This window comes from Streptomyces sp. NPDC047000 (assembly GCF_040644295.1).
In the GTDB taxonomy this organism is placed as follows: Bacteria; Actinomycetota; Actinomycetes; order Streptomycetales; family Streptomycetaceae; genus Streptomyces.
Window position 1 is genome coordinate 167,228 of the sequence record NZ_JBEYWE010000006.1, and the last position, 20,775, is coordinate 188,002.

Sequence of the window (20,775 nt, forward strand, 5' to 3'; positions counted from 1 at the left end):
GGTCCTGTTCCGTGACAGTCGGTGAGGACGAGTGATCACACAGCATGGCAGGGGCCGCGCCGTGGCGCGAATCACCCGGCCCGCCGCTCACACTTCGACTACCTGCCGGTAGATTCGGATCCTCCCGAGCGATCAAGTCTGAAACTTGTTCTAGATTAGCGTCCCGTCGTACTGTCGCGGGACAGCGCAGGCAGAAGGGGGCCCGGAGTGACCGCTGAGGCCAGGGAGGCGGGTTCGCGACCGGATCCCGCCGCCGGTGGAGGCCCCTCCCGCGCGAGCGGATCCGAGCGCGGGGGAGAGCGACCGCTCGACATCGCGCTTCTCACCTACAAGGGGAACCCGTTCTGCGGCGGCCAGGGTGTCTACGTCCGCCATCTCTCCCGCGAACTGGCCCGCCTCGGCCACCGCGTCGAGGTCATCGGCTCCCAGCCCTACCCCGTCCTCGACGAGGGCTACGAGAACCTCACCCTCACCGAGCTGCCCAGTCTCGACCTCTACCGGCAGCCCGACCCCTTCCGCACCCCGGCCCGCGGCGAGTACCGCGACTGGGTCGACGCCCTCGAAGTCGCCACCATGTGGACCGGCGGGTTCCCCGAACCGCTGACCTTCTCGCTCCGGGCCGGTCGTCATCTGCGCTCCCGGCGCGGTGACTTCGATGTCATTCACGACAACCAGACGCTGGGATACGGGCTGCTGGGGGATCTGGGCGCGCCGCTCGTCACCACCGTCCACCACCCCATCACCGTGGACCGGCAGTTGGAGCTCGACGCCGCCGAGACCTGGCAGCGGCGCTACTCCGTGCGGCGGTGGTACGGCTTCACCCGGATGCAGAAGCGGGTCGCCCGCCGCCTGCCGTCCGTCCTCACCGTCTCCGGGTCCTCCCGGCAGGAGATCGTCGACCACCTCGGCGTCCGCGACGACCGCGTCCACGTCGTCCACATCGGCGCCGACACCGACCTCTTCGCGCCCGATCCGGCCGTACCGCAGATCCCCGGACGGATCGTCACCACCTCCAGCGCCGACGTCCCCCTCAAGGGGCTCGTCCACCTCGTCGAGGCCCTCGCCAAGGTCCGCACCGAGCACCCCGGCGCGCATCTCGTCGTCGTCGGCAAGCGGGCCGAGGACGGGCCGGTCGCCCAGGCCATCGAGCGCTACGGCCTGTCCCGCGCCGTCGAGTTCGTCAAGGGCATCTCCGACGCCGAGCTGGTCGACCTCGTCCGGTCCGCCGAGGTCGCCTGCGTGCCCTCCCTCTACGAGGGGTTCTCGCTGCCCGCCGCCGAGGCCATGGCCACCGGTACCCCGCTGGTCGCCACCACCGGCGGCGCCATACCCGAGGTCGCCGGACCCGACGGGGAGACCTGCCTCGCCGTCCCGCCCGGTGACGCCGGTGCCCTGGCGGCGGCGCTCGGCCGGCTCCTCGGCGACGCCCGCCTGCGGCAGCGGCTCGGGCGCGCGGGGCGGGAACGGGTGCTGCGGCACTTCACCTGGGCACGGGCGGCGGAAGGGACGGTGGCCCGTTACCGGGAGGCCATCGAGCGCCGGGGCGGCCCGCGGCCCGCCGCGGCGGCCACCCCGGCCGGCACCCCTGCCCTCGGTTCCCCGGCCCGCTCCGGTCCGCAGACCGACGCCCCCTCCGACACCGACCCCGCCGTCCATCCCGAAAGCAGGGCCACGTGCTGACCGTCGACTTCTCCCGGTTCCCGCTCGCCGCGGGCGACCGTGTGCTGGACCTCGGCTGCGGTGCCGGGCGGCACGCCTTCGAGTGCTACCGGCGCGGCGCCCGGGTGGTCGCGCTGGACCGCAACGGCGAGGAGATCCGCGAGGTCGCGAAGTGGTTCGCGGCGATGAAGGAGGCGGGCGAGGCCCCCGAGGGCGCCACCGCGACCGCCATGGAGGGCGACGCGCTCGCACTGCCCTTCCCCGACGAGTCCTTCGACGTCGTCATCATCTCCGAGGTGATGGAACACATACCCGACGACAAGGGCGTCCTCGCCGAGATGGTCCGCGTGCTCAGGCCGGGCGGCCGGATCGCCGTCACCGTCCCGCGCCACGGCCCCGAGAAGGTCTGCTGGGCCCTGTCCGACGCCTACCACCAGGTCGAGGGCGGCCACATCCGCATCTACCGGGCCGACGAACTGCTCGGCAAGATGAGGGAGGCCGGCCTCAAGCCCTACGGCACCCACCACGCCCACGCGCTGCACTCGCCGTACTGGTGGCTGAAGTGCGCGTTCGGCGTCGACAACGACCAGGCGCTGCCCGTGAAGGCGTACCACCGGCTGCTGGTCTGGGACATCATGAAGAAACCCCTGGTCACCCGGGTCGCCGAACAGGCGCTCAACCCGCTGATCGGCAAGAGCTTCGTGGCCTACGCGACCAAGCCGCACCTGCCGCACACCAAGGTGTCCGAGACCACCGAGGCGGCCGCCACGTGACCACCCCCCGGACAGAACACCTCGTCCTGCCCGGGGTCCTCACCGCCGAGCAGGCCGCCGCGACCGTCCGCGGCATCCTCGCCGTGCAGCGGGAGGACGGCGCCATCCCGTGGTTCCGCGGCCACCACCTCGACCCCTGGGACCACACCGAGGCCGCCATGGCCCTCGACGCGGCCGGTGAGCACGAGGCCGCCGCCCGCGCCTACGACTGGCTCGCCCGCCACCAGCTCGACGACGGCTCCTGGTACGCCGCCTACGCCGACGGCGACCCCCACGACGTCACCGACCGCGGCCGCGAGACCAACTTCGTCGCCTACGCCGCCGTAGGGGTCTGGCACCACTACCTCTCCACCGGCGACGACACCTTCCTCGACCGCATGTGGCCCACGGTCCACGCCGCCGTCGAGTACGTGCTGCGGCTCCAGCAGCCCGGCGGGCAGATCGGCTGGAAACGCGCGGACGACGGCACCGCGACCGCCGACGCCCTGCTGACCGGCTGCTCCTCCGTCCACCACGCGCTGCGCTGCGCCCTCGCCGTCGCCGAGCAGCTCGAAGAGCCCCAGCCCGACTGGGAATTGGCCCTCGGCGCGCTGCGCCACGCGATACGGCGCCACCCCGAGCGGTTCCTCGACAAGGACCGCTACTCGATGGACTGGTACTACCCCGTGCTGGGCGGCGCGTTGACCGGCGCCGAGGCCAAGTCCCGTATCGAGGAAGGCTGGGAGAGGTTCGTCGTGCCGGGGTTCGGGGTCCGCTGCGTGGTGCCCAACCCCTGGGTCACCGGCGGCGAGTCGGCCGAACTCGCCCTCACCCTCTGGGCGATGGGGGAGTCCGACCGCGCGCTGGAGATACTCCAGTCGATCCAGCATCTGCGGGACGAGGACAGCGGCCTGTACTGGACGGGCTACGTCTTCGAGGACGACGCCCGCTGGCCGGAGGAACTCACCACCTGGACGGCGGGCTCCCTGCTGCTCGCGGTGGCCGCGCTCGGCGGTCACGACGCCACCGGCGCGGTGTTCGGCGGCGACCGCCTGCCGCGCGGCCTGGACGCGGACTGCTGCGGCTGAACTCCGCCGCGGCAGCCGCCGGTCCTGTGCGTCGGTGGCGCCGGACCCGGGCCCGGACCCGGGTGCGGGTCCGGGTGTCAGTGGCGCTGGACGCGGCCCGCGATGGCGTGGCCGACGAAGAGGTACACGACCGCCGCCAGACCGTAGCCCGCCACGACCCGCGCCCAGGCCGCGTCGAAGGTGAACAGGTCGTGCGACCAGCCCGCCAGCCAGCGGGCGGTGTCATGGATGAACTGCACGAACGAATTGCCGGGGTTGGCGTCGAGCAGATACATCACGATCCACAGGCCCAGGATGAGGGCCATGACGTCGGCGACGACGGCGATGACCGTGCCGGCCTGATGCGCACCGTTCCGATATCGAAGAGACATGCACACCGGGTTGCCGCCCCGCCGCGGAACAAACCAGGAACCTTGCGGGCCCTACGTGTTCAGCTCCGCCAGCACCCGCAGCGAGACCGGGTCCGGTGCGAGCGCCAGCAGATCCGTCACCGGCCCCTTGCGCCACGACTCCAGCCGCTCGGCGATGCGTTCACGCGGGCCGACCAGCGAGATCTCGTCGGCGAACGCGTCCGGCACTGCCAGCACCGCCTCCTCGCGGCGCCCCTGAAGGAACAGCCGCTGGATACGCCGGGCCTCCTCCTCGTAGCCCATGCGGCCCATGAGGTCGGCGTGGAAGTTGCGGGCCGCGTGGCCCATGCCGCCGATGTAGAAACCGAGCATCGCCTTCACCGGGAGCAGCCCCTCGGCGACGTCGTCGCAGACCTTCACCCGGGCCATCGGCGCGACCATGAACCCCGGCGGGAGGGCCGACACCGCCGGGCCGTACACCTCGGGGCGGCCCGGCGCCCAGTACAGCGGCAGCCAGCCGTCGGCGATCCGGGTGGTCTGGGCGACGTTCTTCGGACCCTCCGCGCCCAGCAGGACCGGGAGACCGGCGCGCAGCGGGTGCGTGACGGGCTTGAGCGGCTTGCCGAGCCCGGTGGCGTCGGGGCCGTCGTAGGGCAGCGGATGGAAGCGCCCCGCCGGTCCCCTCAGCTCCACCGGCCCCTCGCGGCGCAGGACCTGCCGGACGATGTCCACGTACTCGCGGGTCGCGGTGAGCGGCGAGCGGGGGAACGGCCGCCCGTACCAGCCCTCGACGACCTGCGGTCCGGACAGCCCGAGCCCCAGCAGCATCCGCCCGCCGGAGAGATGGTCCAGGGTGAGCGCGTGCATCGCGGTCGTCGTCGGTGAGCGCGCCGCCATCTGCGCGACCGCCGTACCGAGCCTGATCCGTGACGTCCGCGCGGCGATCCAGGTCAGCGGCGTGAACGCGTCCGATCCCCATGACTCCGCCGTCCACACGGAGTCGTAGCCGAGCCGCTCCGCCTCCCGTGCCAGCGGCAGATGGTCCGGGGACGGCCCGCGTCCCCAGTACCCCAGTGCGAGCCCCAGCCGCATGGCGCCCCCGGTGTGTCCGCAAGAACTGACGAGGTGTCAGTCCGCTTCGGTTCCGCGACTGTACGGCAACGGCCCCCCGCCCGGAAGGGCGAGGGGCCGCACGATGCCGCCGGGCGGCGGGTCAGCCGCGCTGGATGCCGGAGGAGTCCTGGAGGACACCGCGGCGGCCGTCCTGGGTCTGGGCGACCAGACCGGGACCGCGCTGCTCGACCGCCAGGTACCAGGTGCCCGGCGCCAGTTCGGCGATCGGCGTCTGCGAGCCGTCCTCCGGGAACAGCGGCCGGGGCGCCGGCACGGCGAACCAGAACGGCGAGAAGTCCCCGCCGCCCTGGCCGGGCTGCGACGGCTGCGCGGGAGCGGACGGCTGCGGGCCGCCGAACGGCGACGGGCTCTGCTGCGCCGGGCCGCCGAACGACGGCTGCGGGGCGCCCGGGTAGCCGTAGCCGCCCTGGGGCTGCTGGCCGCCGTAGACGGGCGGGACCGGCGGGTGCGGGGTGGCGCTCAGCAGCGGGGCCTTGAGGGCCGGGACCAGCTCGGTGGCCACCGCGGCGCCCGCGAGGACGAGCGAGGCGATGAAGCCGAGGATCAGCCCGGCGGCGGCGTCGGCACCGGTCGGGACGTCCACCAGCGACCAGAACATGGTCCACGCGACCAGGACCGTGAACGCGACGCCGACCACGCCGAGATCGAGACCGGCGATCTTGCGGGGCTGCGGCAGGCAGCGGTTGACGACGATCAGGGCGGCCCCGATGACGCCGCCCATGTAGATGCCGAGACCGTTGCCGAGGTCGTCCCAGGCGTTCGTGTCCACATTGAAACCGGAGACCGAGTAGGTCTTCAGGAACGACGCGATGAACAGCAATACCGCTGCTCCGATCACCACGCCGTCGCCTCGAGTGAGGGAGCGGATATTCACTTCAGGTCCTTCGCAGGTCGTCTCGTCGTCGGTCGTTCGTCGTCGGCAGAGGCGGAGTCGCTGTCACCATCGCCGTACGGCCCCGGTGCGAAGCGCTGGGGGTGGCCCCGCGTCGTACGGACGACAGTATCGCCCGTTCGATCAGTATGTCCGCCCTGATCGGCGCCCGGACCGCCGCCGATCATTCGCCGTCGAGGAAACTCACGATTCCCTCAGAGATCCCCTGCGCCGCCTTCTGCCGCCAGGCACCGCTGGTCAGCCGTGCCGCGTCCTTGCTATCGCGCATGTTGCCGCACTCGATGAACACCTTGGGAACCGTTGACAGATTGAGACCACCCAGGTCCTGACGTGTGACAAGACCGGTACGAGCGCCCACATAGTTGGAGGGCGGTTCGCCCGTGACCCGCAGGAAATTGCCGGCCACGCGCTCCCCGAGATCCTTGGAGGACGCGACGATCGGCCGGGTGTCGGCGGAGCCCGCGTGCACCGAGCCCGGCAGGATCACATGGAAGCCGCGGTTGCCGTCCACCGAGCCGTCGGCGTGCAGGGAGATCGCGGCGTCGGCGTGGGCCGCGTTGCCGATGCGGGCGCGCTCGTCGACGCACGGGCCCCAGGCGGGCGAGTCACCGTCGTGGGTCAACTTCACCGTGGCGCCCTGCTCCTGGAGCAGCGTGCGCAACCGGTGGGCGAGGTCCATGGTGAACTCGGCCTCGGTGTAGCCGGAGTCGGTGGACGTGCCCGTGGTGTCGCACTCCTTGTGGTTCGTCCCGATGTCCACCTGGCGGGCGATCTGCGAAGTGTGCCGGAAATTGCCGGTGTTGTGGCCCGGGTCGATGACGACGACCTTGCCCTCCAGCGTGCCCGCCCCCGCCGCGGGCGGAGGCGATCCGGCAGGCGTGGTACGGGTCTTGCCGCCGCCCGGGGCGGTGGATCCGGGGGCGGTGGAGCCGGGCGGCGCGCTCCACGGGGACGCCGAGCCCGCCGGGGACGCGGAGTCCGCCGGCGAACCCGGCGCCGCCGGTGCCGTCGTCCGTGCCGACGCCGTGTCCGAGCCGTCGTGCGGCGCCCCCGACGCCTGGTACAGCACCCACCCGAGCAGTCCTCCCGACACCAGCGCGCCCAGCGCGATGGTCAGCGGGCGGCGCAGCGGCGAGCGGGGCGGCTGGTGCGGTTCGAATTCGGGGCCTGAGTACGACACGTCTGCGACTTTAACCGCGGCCCAGGGGTGCTGTGCCCGTTCGCCGCAGGACGCGCAGCGAGCCGGTCGCGGAGACCTCGGTGAACGCGCCGGAGTCCAAAGCCCGCAGCCACACGCGGTAGGGCGCCTGGCCGGTGAACTCGTCCACCGGGTCCGGGAAGACGTCGTGGATGACGAGGAGCCCGTCCTCGGCCACGTGGGGCGCCCAGCCGTCGTAGTCGGCGTTCGCGTGCTCGTCGGTGTGACCGCCGTCGACGAAGACCAGACCGAGGGGCGTGTTCCAGAGGGCCGCGATCTGCGGGGAGCGGCCGACCAGCGCCACCACGTGCTCCTCGAGACCGGCCCGGCGCAGGGTGCGGCGGAAGACGGGCAGCGTGTCCATCACGCCCAGCTCCGGGTCCACCGTCTCCGGGTCGTGGAAGTCCCACCCGGGCTGCTGCTCCTCGCTGCCCCGGTGGTGGTCGACGGTGAGCGCGGTCACCCCGGCCCGCCGCGCCGCGTCGGCCAGCAGGATCGTGGAACGGCCGCAGTACGTGCCCACTTCGAGGAGCGGGAGGCCGAGACCGGCCGCCTCGACGGCCGCCGCGTGGAGGGCCAGGCCCTCGTCGGCGGGCATGAAGCCCTTCGCCGCCTCGAAGGCGGCGAGGACGGCGGGCGCGGGCGTTGCGGCGGGTATGGCGGTAGGCGCGGTGGCGGGTGCGGCGGGTGCGGCGGGTGCGGCGGTGGGGCGGGGGGCCGGGGCCATGGGTGCGGGTCTTCCCTCCGGTGGGGGCAGGACGTGCGGGTGGTGCGCTGCGGGCGCTGCGGGCGTCCTATGCTGCCGCACCCCCTGCCGCCGGGGCGACAGGGGGTGCGGGCTGCGGGGATACGGGTGTGCGGGTTACGGAAGCGGGACGGGGCCGGACGTCAGGCGGTGATCCGCGCGGCGCGCTCGCGGCCGGTCTCGTCCGCGCCGTCGGTCCGGTCCGTGTCGCCGGTCTCCGCGCTGCTCGTCTCCGCGCTGCTGGCGAGGAGGTGGGAGCCGCGGTCCGGCTTCGGCAGGAACAGCGCCATCAGCAGCCCGACCGCGACGGCGCCGGTGGCGATCAGGAACGACAGCCGGAAGCCGTGCAGGGTCGGCACGGCGACCCCGCCCACGTCGTTCGCCGTGTTCGCCAGCACCATCCCGATGACGGCGCTCGACACCGACGTGCCGATGGACCGCATCAGGGTGTTGAGGCCGTTGGCCGCGCCGGTCTCGGAGGCCGGGACCGCGCCGACGATCAGCGCGGGCAGCGAGGAGTAGGCGAGGCCGATGCCCGCGCCGAGCAGCACCGCGATCACCAGGCTCTGCCAGGGCGCGCTCATCAGGCCGAGGCCGGAGCCGTAGCCGATCGCGATGATCAGCATGCCGAGGATGAGGGTGAACTTGGGCCCGTACTTCGCCGAGAGGCGGGCGTAGACGGGTGCCGTGAACATCATCGTCAGGCCGAGCGGCGCGACCAGCAGACCCGCGGCGACCATCGACTGGCCGAGACCGTAGCCGGTGGCCTTCGGCAGCTGGAGGAGCTGGGGGAGGACCAGGGAGACGACGTAGAAGGAGACGCCGACCATGATCGAGGCGAGGTTGGTGAACAGGACGGCGGGACGGGCGGTGGTGCGCAGGTCGACCAGCGGGGCCGCGCTGCGGAGCTCCATCAGGCCCCACAGCACGAGCACGACGGCCGCCGCGCCGAACAGGCCGAGCGTGCTGCCCGAGGTCCAGCCCCAGTCGCTGCCCTTGGTGATGGGCAGCAGGAAGAGCACCAGACCGGCGGACAGCCCGAGCGCGCCGAGCAGGTCGAAGGAGCCTTCCGCGCGCATCGGGGACTCCGGTACGACGAGGAGGGTCAGCGCGATCGAGACGACGCCGAGGCCCGCGGCGCCGTAGAAGAGGGCGTGCCAGTCGGCGTGCTGGGCGACCAGGGCGGCGGCGGGCAGGGCGAGGCCGCCGCCGACGCCTATCGAGGAGCTCATCAGGGCCATCGCCGAGCCGAGCCGTTCGCGCGGCAGCATGTCGCGCATCAGGCCGATGCCGAGCGGGATGGCGCCCATCGCGAAGCCCTGGAGCGTACGGCCGGCGATCATGGGGATCAGGGTGCTGGTGAGCGCGCTGACCAGGGCGCCGGCCACCATCACCGCCAGGCTGGCGATCAGCATGCGCCGCTTGCCGTACAGGTCGCCGAGGCGGCCCATGATCGGGGTGGCCACGGCGCCCGAGAGCAGGGTCGAGGTCAGGACCCAGGTGGCGTTGCTGGGCGCGGTGCCCAGCAGCTGGGGCAGGTCCTTGATGACCGGGACGAGCAGGGTCTGCATCACCGCGACCACGATGCCCGCGAAGGCGAGGACCGGGACCACGGCCCCGGTCGCTCGCCCGGCGGGCTGGCCGGTCGTCGTGTGCGTCATGAAGAGGGGCCTCCGGGCCTGTAGTTCAAGCGGATCAGGGCGATCCGTGCGGGTGCTGTGGGTGCTGTGGGTGCTGCGGGTGCAGTGGGTCTGGGGTGTACGGGGGCACTGCGGGGTACCTGCAGCTTGAACTACGTATGCACAGGCAACTATTCCGATGCTTCGGCGTACTAACGAATTCTTGACCTTCTCTTGGCGGACACGGGGATTCCGGATGCCGGTGCGGAGGCGTACCCGGTCACAGCCACCCCTGGCTGCGGGCCTCCCGCACCGCCTCCGTCCGGTTGCGGGTGCCGGTCTTGCCGATGGCCGAGGAGAGGTAGTTGCGGACCGTGGACTCCGACAGATGGAGCCTCGCCGCGACGTCGGCGACGGTCGCGCCGTCCGCGGACGCCTTCAGTACGTCGCACTCGCGCGCCGTCAGCGGACTGGGCCCCGCGCTCAGTGCCGCCGCGGCCAGCGCCGGGTCGACCACCGTCTCGCCGGTCAGTACCCGCCGGATCGCCGCGGCCAGCTCCTCCACGGGCCCGTCCTTGACCAGGAACCCCGCCGCGCCCGCCTCCATGGCCCGGCGCAGATAGCCGGGCCGCCCGAACGTGGTCAGGATCAGCACCCGGCAGTCCGGCGCCTCCTCGCGCAGCAGGGCCGCCGCGTCCAGACCGCTCATCCCGGGCAGTTCGATGTCGAGGAGGGCGACGTCGGGGCGGTGGACCAGCGCGGAGTCCACGATCACGTCGCCCGCGCCGACCTGGGCGACGACCTCGATGTCCGGTTCCATGCCCAGCAGTAACGCCAGCGCGCCCCGCATCATCCCCTGATCCTCCGCGAGCAGGACCCTGATGGACTTCGCCGGCCGGTGATCGCGGGGCATCTCGTTCACGGGCCAAGGGTAACGGGGCCCGGTCGAGGGCGCCGGGTGCCGGAGCCGGGGCGGCGGGTGCCCGGGCCCGGTGGGGCGGGGCGTGTTTCCCGTCATTCCGTCCGCACGTCTTGACGGCTCCCCGCGCCGGGAAAACAATCGCCTCTGCCTTCTCCGCATTCAAGGGAACACCTTCACAATTCCCGCGCGCCACCGAATTCCTGACCGTTCGACATTTCGACTCCGGTCGGGTTCGGGATTTCGACCGAACGGCATTCGGTATATCGAACGTCTGGCCCGCACCGCCTACCAGGAACGAAAGAGGTTGCCGTGTTACCCGGACTCCCCGGCGCACCCGCGCGCCGCACCGCCCGTCGCGCCCACCGCAGCAGACTCCTGGGCGCCCTGCTCGGCGCCCTGGCCCTCGTCCTCGGCCTCTCGATCGGCTTCGGCGCGCCCCCGGCCGCCGCCGCCGGCTCGCTGCCCTGCGACGTCTACGCCTCCGCGGGCACCCCCTGCGTCGCCGCGCACAGCCTCGCCCGGGCGCTCTACGCCTCGTACGGCGGCTCGCTCTACCAGGTGCAGCGCGCCTCGGACGGCGCGACCGCGAACATCGGCCTGCTGGCCACCGGCGGCTACGCCAACGCCGCCGCGCAGGACTCGTTCTGTTCCGGTACGACCTGCATCATCACCAAGATCTACGACCAGTCCGCGCGCCACAACGACCTCACCGTCGAGGGCGCGGGCGGCGCCGGAGCGGCCGACGTCGGGGCACCCGCGGACGCGCTGCCGGTGACCGTCGGCGGCCACCAGGTCTACGGCCTGGAGATCTCCGCCGGCATGGGCTACCGCGACAACTCCACCTCCGGCGTCGCCACCAACGGCGGGGCCGAGGGGATGTACATGGTGACCTCCGGCACCCACGTCAACGGCTCCTGCTGCTTCGACTACGGCAACGCCGAGACGAACAACAAGGACACCGGCAACGGCCACATGGACGCCATCAACTTCGGCACCGAGTGCTGGTTCGCACCCTGCTACGGCTCCGGCCCCTGGGTGCAGGCCGACCTGGAGAACGGCCTGTTCCAGTCGAACCTCGGCTACAGCACCAACACCTCGAACACCGGCACCGGAGCGCTGCCGTTCGTCACCGCGCTGCTGAAGAACAACGGGCAGAACCATTTCGCGCTGAAATACGGCAATGCGCAATCCGGCGGACTCACCACCACATATTCCGGCGGTGAGCCCAGCGTGAACGGCGGCGGTTACTCACCGATGCACCAGGAGGGCGCCATCGTCCTCGGCACCGGCGGCGACAACAGCAACGGCTCCATCGGATCCTTCTTCGAGGGCGTCATGACCTCGGGCATCCCGACCGACGCCGCCGACGACGCCGTACAGGCCGACATCGTCTCCGTCGGCTACGGCGGCGCGACCGGCAGCACCGGCACGCTGAACCCCGGCTCGGAGATCTCCCTGCGCGCCACGACCTCCTGCTGCACCACCGACTACATCCGGCACCAGTACAACGCCGCCGTGCTGTCCTCGGTGACCTCCGGCAGCTCCGGCCTCGACAAGAGCGACGCCACCTGGATCGTCCGCAGGGGCCTCGCCAGTGCCTCCTGCGTGTCCTTCGAGTCGCGCAACTACCCCGGCGACTTCCTGCGGCACTACAACTTCCAGCTGCTGCGCCAGCCGATGGACGGCACGGCCCAGTTCCGGGCCGACGCCACGTTCTGTCCGACGACCGGGAAGAGCGGCACGGGGACGTCGTTCGCGTCGTACAACTATCCGGCCAAATACCTGCGGCACTACAACTACAACGTCTACGTCGCGGGCAACGGCGGCTCGAACGCCTGGGACACCAGCACGTCGTGGACCGACGACGTGAGCTGGGCGGTCACCGCGCCCTGGGCGCCGTAGCCGTCCCGGGAACCGAACCGGCCTCCGGCGGCCGTTCGCCCGCCGCCGGAGGCTCCGCGGTGACCTCCGGCAGGCCGGTGAGGACCGCCGGCAGCTCGGCGGTGACCGTGAAGCCGCCGCGTGGCGCCGGGCCCGCCGTCAGCGAGCCGCCCGCCACCGCGAGGCGCTCGGTCAGTCCCACGAGCCCGGTGCCGCCGATGCCGTCCGCGGTGCCGGCGGCACCGGGCTGCTCGCCCCCGCCGTCGTCGGTGACCGTCAGCCGGACCCGCTCCGGGCCGGAGTCCACCGCGATCTCGCAGCGGGCGGCGCCGCTGTGCCGCAGGACGTTCGTCACCGCCTCGCGGACCACCCAGCCCAGCAGGGCCTCGGTCTGCGGGGTGAGCGGCGTGCCCGACCGCCGTACGACCGGGGTCACCCCCGCCGCCGACAGCGCCGACGACGCCCGGGACAGCTCACGGGCGAGACTCCCCTCGCGATAGCCGGTGACCGCCTCACGGATCTCGGTGAGCGCCTGCCGCCCGACCGATTCGATATCGCCGATCTGTGCCAGTGCCGCGTCGAGATCGCGGGGGGCGAGCCGGCGGGCCGCCTCCGACTTCACCACGATCACCGACAGCGTGTGCCCCAGCAGATCGTGCAGATCGCGGGAGAACCGCTGCCGCTCCTTCTCGACCGCGTTCCGGGCCAGTTCCTCGCGGGCGGCGCGCAGATCCCGTACGGCCTCGTTGAGCGACAGGATCGCCGCCGTGACCATGGTCGACATCAGCGTCCCGTACATGATGCTCACGGCGTTCGACCAGCCGTGCAGGCCGACGGCCAGGCATGTCAGCACCGCCAGCGTCAGTCCGGCCCGCCTCAGCCAGGGACCGCGCAGCGACGCGCCGATGGCGAGGCCGAGCAGCGGGAAGAACAGCAGCCAGGTGCCGCCGTAACCGACGGCGAGGGCGGTGGTCACCGCGGCGAGCAGCAGCAGCGCGACCCGCGTGGAGACGGCCTCGCGGCGCTCCCGGTCGAAGGAGCGGAAGGTGACGTAGATGTACAGGGAGTTGAAGGTCAGCAGGCCCAGGCCGCCGATCCAGGGGTTGGCCGTCTTGCCCTGGAGGATGTTGGAGAAGGAGCCGAGGCCCATCAGCAGCCAGGGGAGCAGCGTGAAGCCGGTGGGCGGGGGGCCGGTGTGTCCGGTCCTGCCCTCGGCCGTCCTGTCCGCGGTCGTCCCGTTGTCGGTCGTCCCGCTTCCGGCGGTCCGGCTGCCGGCCTTCCCCGTACCGTGCCGCCTGCCGAACCGGCACCGGAGCTCTTGCCACCACGACATGATTCCGTCTCCCTGATTCCCTCGTCCGTGTCCTGTCCACGACGCTACGGACCGGTGCCGCCGCCCGGCAGAGTCGCATGTACGGACCCGGACAGTACAAATGTCCCAGCGATCGGATCCCCGGAACTGACACATCGTCAGGAGTCTTCACAAGTGTCAGGGGCTCGGCTATACAGAGGGCGCCGGATCGGAACACGTTCCAGACAGGTCGGCCCGCCCGGCCGCCGGGTACGTTCCGGACCGGCCCGTGACGACCTCGGTACGGCCGACGGTGCGGACGGCCGTGCCGGGGTCTTGTCCCACGGCGGCCCGGCGAGCGGACCGCACCGCACCGCCCCGACCACCCCTGGAGCCCCATGCCCATCGACGCAGCCAAGGCCCTCGCGGCCGAGCCCCGGACCGGCGAGATCACCTGGGACCGCCGGGACGTGCAGCTCTACCACCTGGGCGTCGGCGCCGGAGTCCCGGCCACCGACCCCGACGAGCTGCGCTACACCCTGGAGTCCCGGCTGCATGTGCTGCCCAGTTTCGCCACCGTCGCGGGCAACGGCTCACCGGGCGTGATCAGCGGCCTGTCCGTGCCCGGCGTCGACGTCGACCTGGCCCGCGTCCTGCACGGCGGCCAGTCGCTCACCCTGCACCGCCCCATCCCGGCCGAGGGCCGGGCCACCGCCACGAGCAGGATCGCCGCCGTCCACGACAAGGGCAAGGCGGCCGTGCTCGTCATGCGCACCGAGGTCGCCGACCCCGACGGCCCGCTGTGGACCAACGACGCGCAGATCTTCGTCCGGGGCGAGGGCGGCTGGGGCGGCGACCGCGGGCCTTCCACCAGGCCCGACCCCCCGGCCGGGGAGCCCGACCGGACCGTGGAACGCCTGATCCGCGAGGACCAGGCCCTCCTCTACCGCCTCTCCGGCGACTACAACCCCCTGCACGCCGACCCGGAGTTCGCCAAGCTCGCCGGTTTCGAGCGGCCCATCCTGCACGGGCTGTGCACCTACGGCATGACGCTCAAGGCGGTCGTCGACACGCTGCTCGGCGGCGACGTGAGCCGGGTGCGCGGCTACGCGACACGGTTCGCCGGGGTGGTGTACCCGGGGGAGACACTGCGGATCCGGATGTGGCGGCGGGACGGCGGGACGGTACGGGTGGCCGTCGGCGCCGTCGAGCGGGACGACGCGCCGGTCCTGGCGGACACCGTGGTCGATGTGATCGAAGTGGCCGATGGGGCAGATGGGGTCGATCACCCCTGAGACCCGAGCACCCGAGCACCCGAGTCTTCGGAATCCCGCACATGTGAACACCCGCAAGTACCGCCGGCCGAGCCGTCGAGGGGAGCCGCACCATGCGCGCAGCCGTACTGCAGGAGACAGGCCAGGACAAGCTAGAGGTCCTCGACGACGTCGAGACGGCCGGTTTCGGGCCCGGCCGGGTACGGATCCGGGTGCGGGCCACGGGGCTGTGCCACTCGGACCTGTCCGCGATGAACGGAGTCCTGCCGCAGCCCGCGCCGTTCGTCCCCGGGCACGAGGGCGCGGGGGAGGTCGTCGAGGTCGGGGAGGGCGTGACGCGTCTGAAGCCCGGTGACCGGGTGGTCGTCTGCTGGCTTCCGGCGTGCGGTGCCTGCCCGGCCTGCAAACGCGGCCAGACCGAGCTGTGCCTGGCCGGGTTCATGAACGCCGGTACCCCCAACTTCAAGCGCCCCGGCGCCCATGCCGATGTATTCGGTTTCGCGGGCACCGGCACCTTCGCCGAGGAGGTCGTCGTGGACGCCGGCTGCGCGGTGCCGATCCCGGACGACGTGCCCTTCGACATCGCCGCGCTCATCGGCTGCGGCGTCACCACGGGACTCGGCGCGGCCCTCAACACCGCCGATGTGGAGGCCGGTTCGTCGGTCGCCGTGATCGGATGCGGGGGTGTCGGGATCTCCGCGATCCAGGGGGCGCGGCTCAAGGGAGCCGCCGAGATCGTCGCCGTCGACCCGGTCGCCTCCCGGCGCGAGGCGGCGCTCGGCTTCGGCGCCACGACCGCCGTGTCCCCGGACGAACTGCCGGACGCCAAGCAGCGGATCACCGCGGGCGAGGGCTTCGACTACGTCTTCGAGGTCGTAGGCCGCTCCGCCACCGCCCGCACGGCGTACGACAACACGCGGCGCGGCGGCACCCTCGTCGTGGTCGGCGCGGGCGCCATGGACGACTTCCTCCAGCTCAACATGTTCGAGCTGTTCTTCGACGAGAAGCGCATCCTGCCGTCGATGTACGGCGGCGGGGACGTGGTGCGCTCCTACGAGCGGACGGTCGCCCTGTGGCGGGCGGGCCGGATCGACCTGGCGGGCCTGATCACGCACCGGGTACCGCTGTCCGGGATCAACGAGGCACTGGACCAGATGCGTACGGGCACGGCCCTGCGCACCTGCATCGAGATCTGACGGGAGCCGTCCCATGGCTGAGTCGGCACCGCTCGCGGGCCTGTCGGCGATCGTCACCGGCGCGGGCCGGGGCCTCGGCCGGGCCGAGGCGCTCGAACTGGCCCGGCTGGGCGCGGCCGTCGTCGTCAACGACTACGGGCAGCCCGGCCGCGACGGCTCCGGCGCCGCCTCCGCGACCCCGGCGGAGGAGGTCGCCGCGGAGATCCGCGCGGCGGGCGGCACGGCGCTCGCCGCGACCGGCGACGTGTCCGACTTCCGGCAGGCGCGTCTGCTGGTGGAGTCGGCCGTCTCCGAGTTCGGAAAACTGGACATCCTGGTCAACAACGCGGGCATCCTGCGCGACCGGATGGTCTTCTCCATGACGGAGGACGAGTGGGACTCCGTGATCCGGGTCCATCTCAAGGGCCACTTCAACACGACCCGGTTCGCCGCCGCGCACTGGCGGGAGCGCTCGAAGGCGGCCGGTGGCGGACCCGTGTACGGGCGGATCGTGAACACGTCGTCGGAGGCGTTCCTCGCGGGCTCCGCCGGACAGCCCAACTACGCGGCGGCGAAGGGCGGGATCGTCGGCCTGACGACCTCCAGCGCCCTCGCCCTCGCCAAGTACGGGGTGACGGCCAACGTGATCTGCCCGCGCGCCCGTACCCGGATGACGGAGGACGTCTTCGCCGGCATCGGGCAACCGGCTGACGGAGAAGGGGGCCTGGACCCCTTGGCCCCCGAACACGTGGCGCCCCTGGTCGGTTACCTCGCCTCACCGGCCGCCGCGCGGCTCAACGGCCAACTGCTCGTCGTGCACGGCGGGATGGTCGCCGTCGTCGAACGGCCGCGGGTACGGGCACAGTTCGACAGCAAGCAGGACACCTTCAGCTACGACGAACTCGACGCCGTCCTCACCCCGCACTACGCGGACCGGCCGCGCGGCGAGACGTTCGCGGCGGCGGAGGTGCTGCGGCTGCGGCGAGGGGGCGCGGCACAGGGCTGACCGCGCGCCGCGTCCGGAGGCGTCCGGCCCCGCCCGGTACGGCAGCGGCCCCGCCCCTCCGTCATCCGGAGGAGCGGGGCCGGTCGTGCTCTGCCGCTGGCCGCCGACCTGGTCGTCAGGCAGCCATCTCGGTCGCCTCGGCGGGCTTGCGGTGCCGGCCCCGAGGGGTCTGCTCGGCCTCGTGGGCCGAGACCGGCCCCCGGTGCCTGCCGGCACTGTCGTCCCTGTCCTGAGAGCCGGCATGGAGCGGCTGAGTGGTGCTGGTGTCGCTCATCGGAAGAATTCACCCCGTCAACAACATGATCTTTCTGGCAACCGGGCGAGTTTAACCGGCGCACCAGGGGCCGAACGGGCCACACACGCCAACCGGCACGACTTCGTTACCGGGTTGCAGCACGAGCCCTCAGCGGGGCCTGCTGAAGCGGTACGGGACGGGGCGCGGCGAACTCCGCCGGACCGGCTCCCGGAGCCTCGGTGAGCCCGCCGACCTGCGTGGATACGGGCCCGGCGCCCTCCGGGCCGGCCCCGCCCGCCGGAACCGGTGCCTCCGGGGGCCGTACCGGCACGGTCAGCCGTGCCACCCCGCACGGCACCTCCCGGGTGGCGTACGGCAGCCGGAGCACCCCCTCCGGCGTCCACACCCCGGCGCCGGCGAGCCAGCCGTCGGGAGCGGCGAGATGGTGGACGTAGCGCTCCGCGGGCCGCCACACCCCGACCCAGCTGCCGAGCGCGCCGTCGATGCGCAGCGCCACCGCGCAGGCCTCCGGCTGGAGCATCTGCCCCGGCTGCACGGCGAACGGCGTGACCACGCAGTCCGGCAGCCGCAGGCACTCCGGGAAACGCACCGGGAGCGTGCTGCCCAGCACCCCCCAGCCGAGCCGGTCCCGGCCGGGGGAGGGTGCGTCGGAACGGACCAGGAGGAGCCCGCTGTCGGGATCGGCGAGCAGCACCCGGTCGGCGCTGCGGTCGGCGATCTGGAGCAGCGGGGACACCTCGCCGCCGCGCTCCAGGTCCACCGCGACCGTCTTGGTGAGCCCGGCGACCTCCCGGTCGAGCGCCAGCATGCGTCCGGTGCCGTCCAGCCAGACCCCGCCGGAGCAGCGGCCGGGGATCTCCGCGAGCAGCTCGGGTCCGCGCCCGCCGCCCGCCACCAGCCACAGATCGCTGGTGTACCGGCCGACGACGAGGGCGTACGCCCGCGCACCGCACGGCGCGGGCGGCAGCAGCCGCAGCCTGCTGCCGTCGTCGGGGCACTCGACGGTGCCCAACGGCACCTCGCCGGTGCCGGGGCCGGTGGGGTAGAGCAGGGCGAAGGCGTGCCGCCGCGGCGCGACCGTACGGCGGATCAGGACCCGGCCGTCACCCATCGGCTGCACCTCGGTGCCGGGTGCCTCGGGCCGGTCGCCGGGGAGGGGGACGGCGTAGGGCTCGGGGCCGTCGAGGGTCCAGCGCTCGGGGAACCAGCCGACGGGGCCGGGGCCCGTGCCGGTGCGGGGGCGGCCGTCGTCCACCGTGCCTCCCGCACCCCCTGTGCCTCCCGCGCCTCCCGTGCCTCCGGCCCGTGCCGGGCCCTTGCGGTCCGGCGGTCCGGCGGCCGGCAGCCGGACCGGTGCGAGGCGGGCCGCGTAGGCGCCGTCGGCCGTGACCGTGCACCCGGGGCGGGACGGGACCGGGGCGCAGGGGCCGCCCCCGCTTTGCCTGTCGGACCCCCTGCCGCCTCTGCTCCCGGGCTCGTCCTCCGATCCGCCCCCGGGTCCCCCCGCGGACCCCCCGCCGAGCCCGCCTCCGGGTCCTCCCCCGGGGCCGTCCCCGGGTTCGCCCCATACGTCCGTGCCGCTGCCCGCAGCGATGTCGATCGCAGACGTCGTCATGACGTGATCACCTCCGGTCGCCTCGGGTCACCTGTGGTCGCCTCCGGTGACGAAGCTAGTTTTCGTACGTGCGGGCGTGGGCCCGGTGAGCAGGGGCTTCACACATACGGGTGGTGAAGAAGCGTTTCTTCCGGGGGTGGCGGAACGTATGTGCTGACCTTGGGGCGGTTGACGGAGAGGTGCCCGTCATGCGAGGGCACGACGGAACCGGTGGGGACACCGGCCGGGCCAGGTAGCCTTGCCCCGTGCCCCGTCTGTCTGAAGTCATCGCCGCGCTGGAGAGCCTCTGGCCCACCGAACGGGCCGAGTCCTGGGACGCGGTCGGTACGGTCGCGGGAGACCCGGACCAGGAGGTCACCCGGGTCCTGTTCGCCGTGGACCCCGTCCGGGCGATCGTCGACGAAGCGGTGGAACTGGGCGCGGACCTGCTGGTCACGCACCACCCGCTCTATCTCCGCGGTACGACCACGGTGGCGGCCTCCACCTTCAAGGGCCGCGTGGTGCACACCCTGATCAAGAACGACGTGGCGCTGCACGTCGCCCACACCAACGCGGACACGGCCGACCCCGGCGTCTCCGACGCGCTCGCCGCCGTCCTGGACCTCCGTGTCGTACGCCCCCTCGTACCCGACCCCACCGACCCGGCGGGCCGCCGGGGCCTCGGCCGGATCTGCGAGCTGGACCACCCCCTGACCGTCCGCGAGTTCGCCGAGCGCGCCGCCGAACGCCTGCCCGCCACGGCGCAGGGCATCCGGGTGGCGGGCGACCTGTCGGCACGGGTCCGCACGGTCGCGGTGAGCGGCGGCTCCGGGGACAGCCTCTTCGACGCGGTGCGCGCGGCCGGGGTGGACGCGTACCTGACCGCCGACCTGCGCCACCACCCGGCCTCCGAGGCCGTGGAGCGCGGCACGGGGGAACACCGCCCGGTCGCGCTGCTCGACGCGGCGCACTGGGCCACCGAGTGGCCCTGGTGCGAGCAGGCCGCGAGCCAGCTCGACGAGATCTCCGACCGGCACGGCTGGGACCTGCGCGTCCATGTCTCGAAGACGGTCACCGACCCCTGGACCGCCCGGATGGCGCCGTCCGGCCCGACTGCGACCTCGCCCTCTGCTTCTTCTGCTTCGAACGTGACCCCGACCTCTAACGCCCTGGGAGCCCCCAACTGAACGCCGCGTCCGCCGACCAGATCAGACTCCTCGACGTCCAGGCCCTGGACGTACGCCTTCAGCAGCTGGCGCACAAGCGGCGGTCGCTGCCCGAGCACGCCGAGATCGAGTCGCTCACCAAGGACGTCGCGGGACTGCGCGACCTGCTGGTGGCCGCGCAGACCGAGGAGAGCGACTGCGCCCGCGAGCAGACCAAGGCCGAGCAGGACGTCGACCAGGTCCGTCAGCGTGCCGCCCGCGACCAGCAGCGCCTGGACTCCGGCGCGGTCACCTCGCCGAAGGACCTGGAGAACCTGCAGCGCGAGATCGTGTCGCTCGCCAAGCGGCAGGGCGACCTCGAGGACGTGGTCCTGGAGGTCATGGAGCGCCGGGAGTCCGCGCAGGAGCGGGTGGCCGAACTGACGGAGCGGGTCGGCTCGGTGCAGGCCAGGATCGACGACGCGACCGGGCGCCGGGACGCCGCGTACGAGGAGATCGACGGCGAGGCCGCCACGGTCACCAAGGAGCGCGAGGTCGTCGCGGCCTCGGTCCCGGCCGACCTGCTGAAGCTCTACGACAAGCTGCGCGAGCAGCAGGGCGGCATCGGCGCGGCCAAGCTCTACCAGCGCAGCTGCCAGGGCTGCCGCCAGGAGCTGGCGATCACCGAACTGAACGAGGTCCGCTCGGCGGCCCCCGACACGGTCGTCCGCTGCGAGAACTGCCGCCGCATCCTGGTGCGTACGTCGGAGTCGGGGCTGTAGAGAGGCGTGGGC

General features: G+C 72.8%; 19 protein-coding genes. 9 read left to right on the forward strand and 10 right to left on the reverse strand.

From position 1 onward, the window contains the following. Positions 1-207: 207 nt before the first annotated feature. The 3 genes from ABZ862_RS12930 to ABZ862_RS12940 are packed head-to-tail and all read left to right on the forward strand — an operon-like array spanning position 208 to position 3,499. Positions 208-1,680 (forward strand): glycosyltransferase family 4 protein, encoded by a 1,473-nt coding sequence (locus ABZ862_RS12930; RefSeq protein ID WP_360956397.1) that lies wholly within the window; start codon positions 208-210, stop codon positions 1,678-1,680. Further along, positions 1,674-2,432, forward strand: coding sequence for a class I SAM-dependent methyltransferase (locus ABZ862_RS12935; protein WP_360956399.1), 759 nt, complete (start codon positions 1,674-1,676; stop codon positions 2,430-2,432). Before ABZ862_RS12930 ends, ABZ862_RS12935 begins: the two co-directional genes overlap by 7 nt. Then, entirely contained in the window at positions 2,429-3,499 is a 1,071-nt protein-coding gene (locus tag ABZ862_RS12940) for a prenyltransferase (protein WP_360956401.1), read from the forward strand. Before ABZ862_RS12935 ends, ABZ862_RS12940 begins: the two co-directional genes overlap by 4 nt. 77 nt (positions 3,500-3,576) lie before the next feature. On the opposite strand, the gene ABZ862_RS12945 is transcribed toward ABZ862_RS12940, so the two are convergent. The 7 genes from ABZ862_RS12945 to ABZ862_RS12975 form a co-directional block, all read right to left on the reverse strand. Next, positions 3,577-3,870, reverse strand: coding sequence for a hypothetical protein (locus ABZ862_RS12945; RefSeq protein WP_360956403.1), 294 nt, complete (start codon positions 3,868-3,870; stop codon positions 3,577-3,579). Positions 3,871-3,921: 51 nt separating this feature from the next. After that, complete coding sequence (locus ABZ862_RS12950; RefSeq protein WP_360956405.1) at positions 3,922-4,941, reverse strand: LLM class F420-dependent oxidoreductase; 1,020 nt, start codon at positions 4,939-4,941, stop codon at positions 3,922-3,924. A 121-nt stretch (positions 4,942-5,062) separates the two neighbouring features. After that, positions 5,063-5,824 (reverse strand): hypothetical protein, encoded by a 762-nt coding sequence (locus ABZ862_RS12955; protein WP_360956407.1) that lies wholly within the window; start codon positions 5,822-5,824, stop codon positions 5,063-5,065. 214 nt (positions 5,825-6,038) lie between these two features. Beyond that, on the reverse strand, positions 6,039-7,055 hold the full coding sequence (locus tag ABZ862_RS12960; RefSeq protein ID WP_360956409.1) for an N-acetylmuramoyl-L-alanine amidase: 1,017 nt from the start codon (positions 7,053-7,055) through the stop codon (positions 6,039-6,041). A 10-nt stretch (positions 7,056-7,065) separates the two neighbouring features. After that, complete coding sequence (locus ABZ862_RS12965) at positions 7,066-7,731, reverse strand: class I SAM-dependent methyltransferase (protein WP_360956674.1); 666 nt, start codon at positions 7,729-7,731, stop codon at positions 7,066-7,068. A gap of 230 nt (positions 7,732-7,961) precedes the next feature. After that, positions 7,962-9,479 (reverse strand): MFS transporter, encoded by a 1,518-nt coding sequence (locus ABZ862_RS12970; RefSeq protein WP_360956411.1) that lies wholly within the window; start codon positions 9,477-9,479, stop codon positions 7,962-7,964. A gap of 238 nt (positions 9,480-9,717) precedes the next feature. Beyond that, a complete protein-coding gene (locus tag ABZ862_RS12975) occupies positions 9,718-10,350 on the reverse strand; it encodes a response regulator transcription factor (protein WP_360956676.1) in 633 nt (210 codons plus the stop codon). A 384-nt stretch (positions 10,351-10,734) separates the two neighbouring features. Between ABZ862_RS12975 and ABZ862_RS12980 the strand changes: the two genes are divergently transcribed. Next, positions 10,735-12,261, forward strand: a complete 1,527-nt coding sequence (locus ABZ862_RS12980) for an alpha-L-arabinofuranosidase B (RefSeq protein WP_360956678.1) — start codon at positions 10,735-10,737, stop codon at positions 12,259-12,261. Here the strand turns inward: ABZ862_RS12980 and ABZ862_RS12985 are convergent. Next, entirely contained in the window at positions 12,239-13,573 is a 1,335-nt protein-coding gene (locus ABZ862_RS12985; RefSeq protein ID WP_360956413.1) for a sensor histidine kinase, read from the reverse strand. The two genes, ABZ862_RS12980 and ABZ862_RS12985, sit on opposite strands and share 23 nt — an antisense overlap. A 356-nt stretch (positions 13,574-13,929) precedes the next feature. Here ABZ862_RS12985 and ABZ862_RS12990 point away from each other — a divergent pair, with 356 nt between their 5' ends. The 3 genes from ABZ862_RS12990 (at position 13,930) to ABZ862_RS13000 (ending at position 16,986) form a co-directional block, all read left to right on the forward strand. Then, positions 13,930-14,826 (forward strand): MaoC/PaaZ C-terminal domain-containing protein, encoded by an 897-nt coding sequence (locus tag ABZ862_RS12990; RefSeq protein ID WP_360956415.1) that lies wholly within the window; start codon positions 13,930-13,932, stop codon positions 14,824-14,826. 92 nt (positions 14,827-14,918) lie between these two features. Further along, positions 14,919-16,001: a Zn-dependent alcohol dehydrogenase gene (locus tag ABZ862_RS12995; protein ID WP_360956417.1), complete on the forward strand. Its 1,083-nt coding sequence runs from the start codon at positions 14,919-14,921 to the stop codon at positions 15,999-16,001. A gap of 13 nt (positions 16,002-16,014) precedes the next feature. After that, positions 16,015-16,986 (forward strand): 3-oxoacyl-ACP reductase, encoded by a 972-nt coding sequence (locus ABZ862_RS13000; protein WP_360956419.1) that lies wholly within the window; start codon positions 16,015-16,017, stop codon positions 16,984-16,986. A gap of 115 nt (positions 16,987-17,101) precedes the next feature. Here ABZ862_RS13000 and ABZ862_RS13005 read toward each other — a convergent pair whose 3' ends face one another. After that, entirely contained in the window at positions 17,102-17,260 is a 159-nt protein-coding gene (locus ABZ862_RS13005; RefSeq protein ID WP_360956421.1) for a hypothetical protein, read from the reverse strand. Between the two features lie 106 nt (positions 17,261-17,366). Then, the gene (locus ABZ862_RS13010; RefSeq protein WP_360956680.1) at positions 17,367-18,587 is read right to left on the reverse strand and encodes a hypothetical protein; all 1,221 of its coding nucleotides are present in this window, start codon (positions 18,585-18,587) and stop codon (positions 17,367-17,369) included. 515 nt (positions 18,588-19,102) lie between these two features. On the opposite strand from ABZ862_RS13010, the gene ABZ862_RS13015 reads away from it, so the two are divergent. Further along, positions 19,103-20,023: a Nif3-like dinuclear metal center hexameric protein gene (locus ABZ862_RS13015; protein ID WP_360956423.1), complete on the forward strand. Its 921-nt coding sequence runs from the start codon at positions 19,103-19,105 to the stop codon at positions 20,021-20,023. Continuing rightward, entirely contained in the window at positions 20,020-20,763 is a 744-nt protein-coding gene (locus ABZ862_RS13020) for a C4-type zinc ribbon domain-containing protein (protein ID WP_360956682.1), read from the forward strand. The genes ABZ862_RS13015 and ABZ862_RS13020 overlap by 4 nt, the downstream gene beginning before the upstream one ends. The last annotated feature ends 12 nt before the right edge of the window (positions 20,764-20,775 follow it).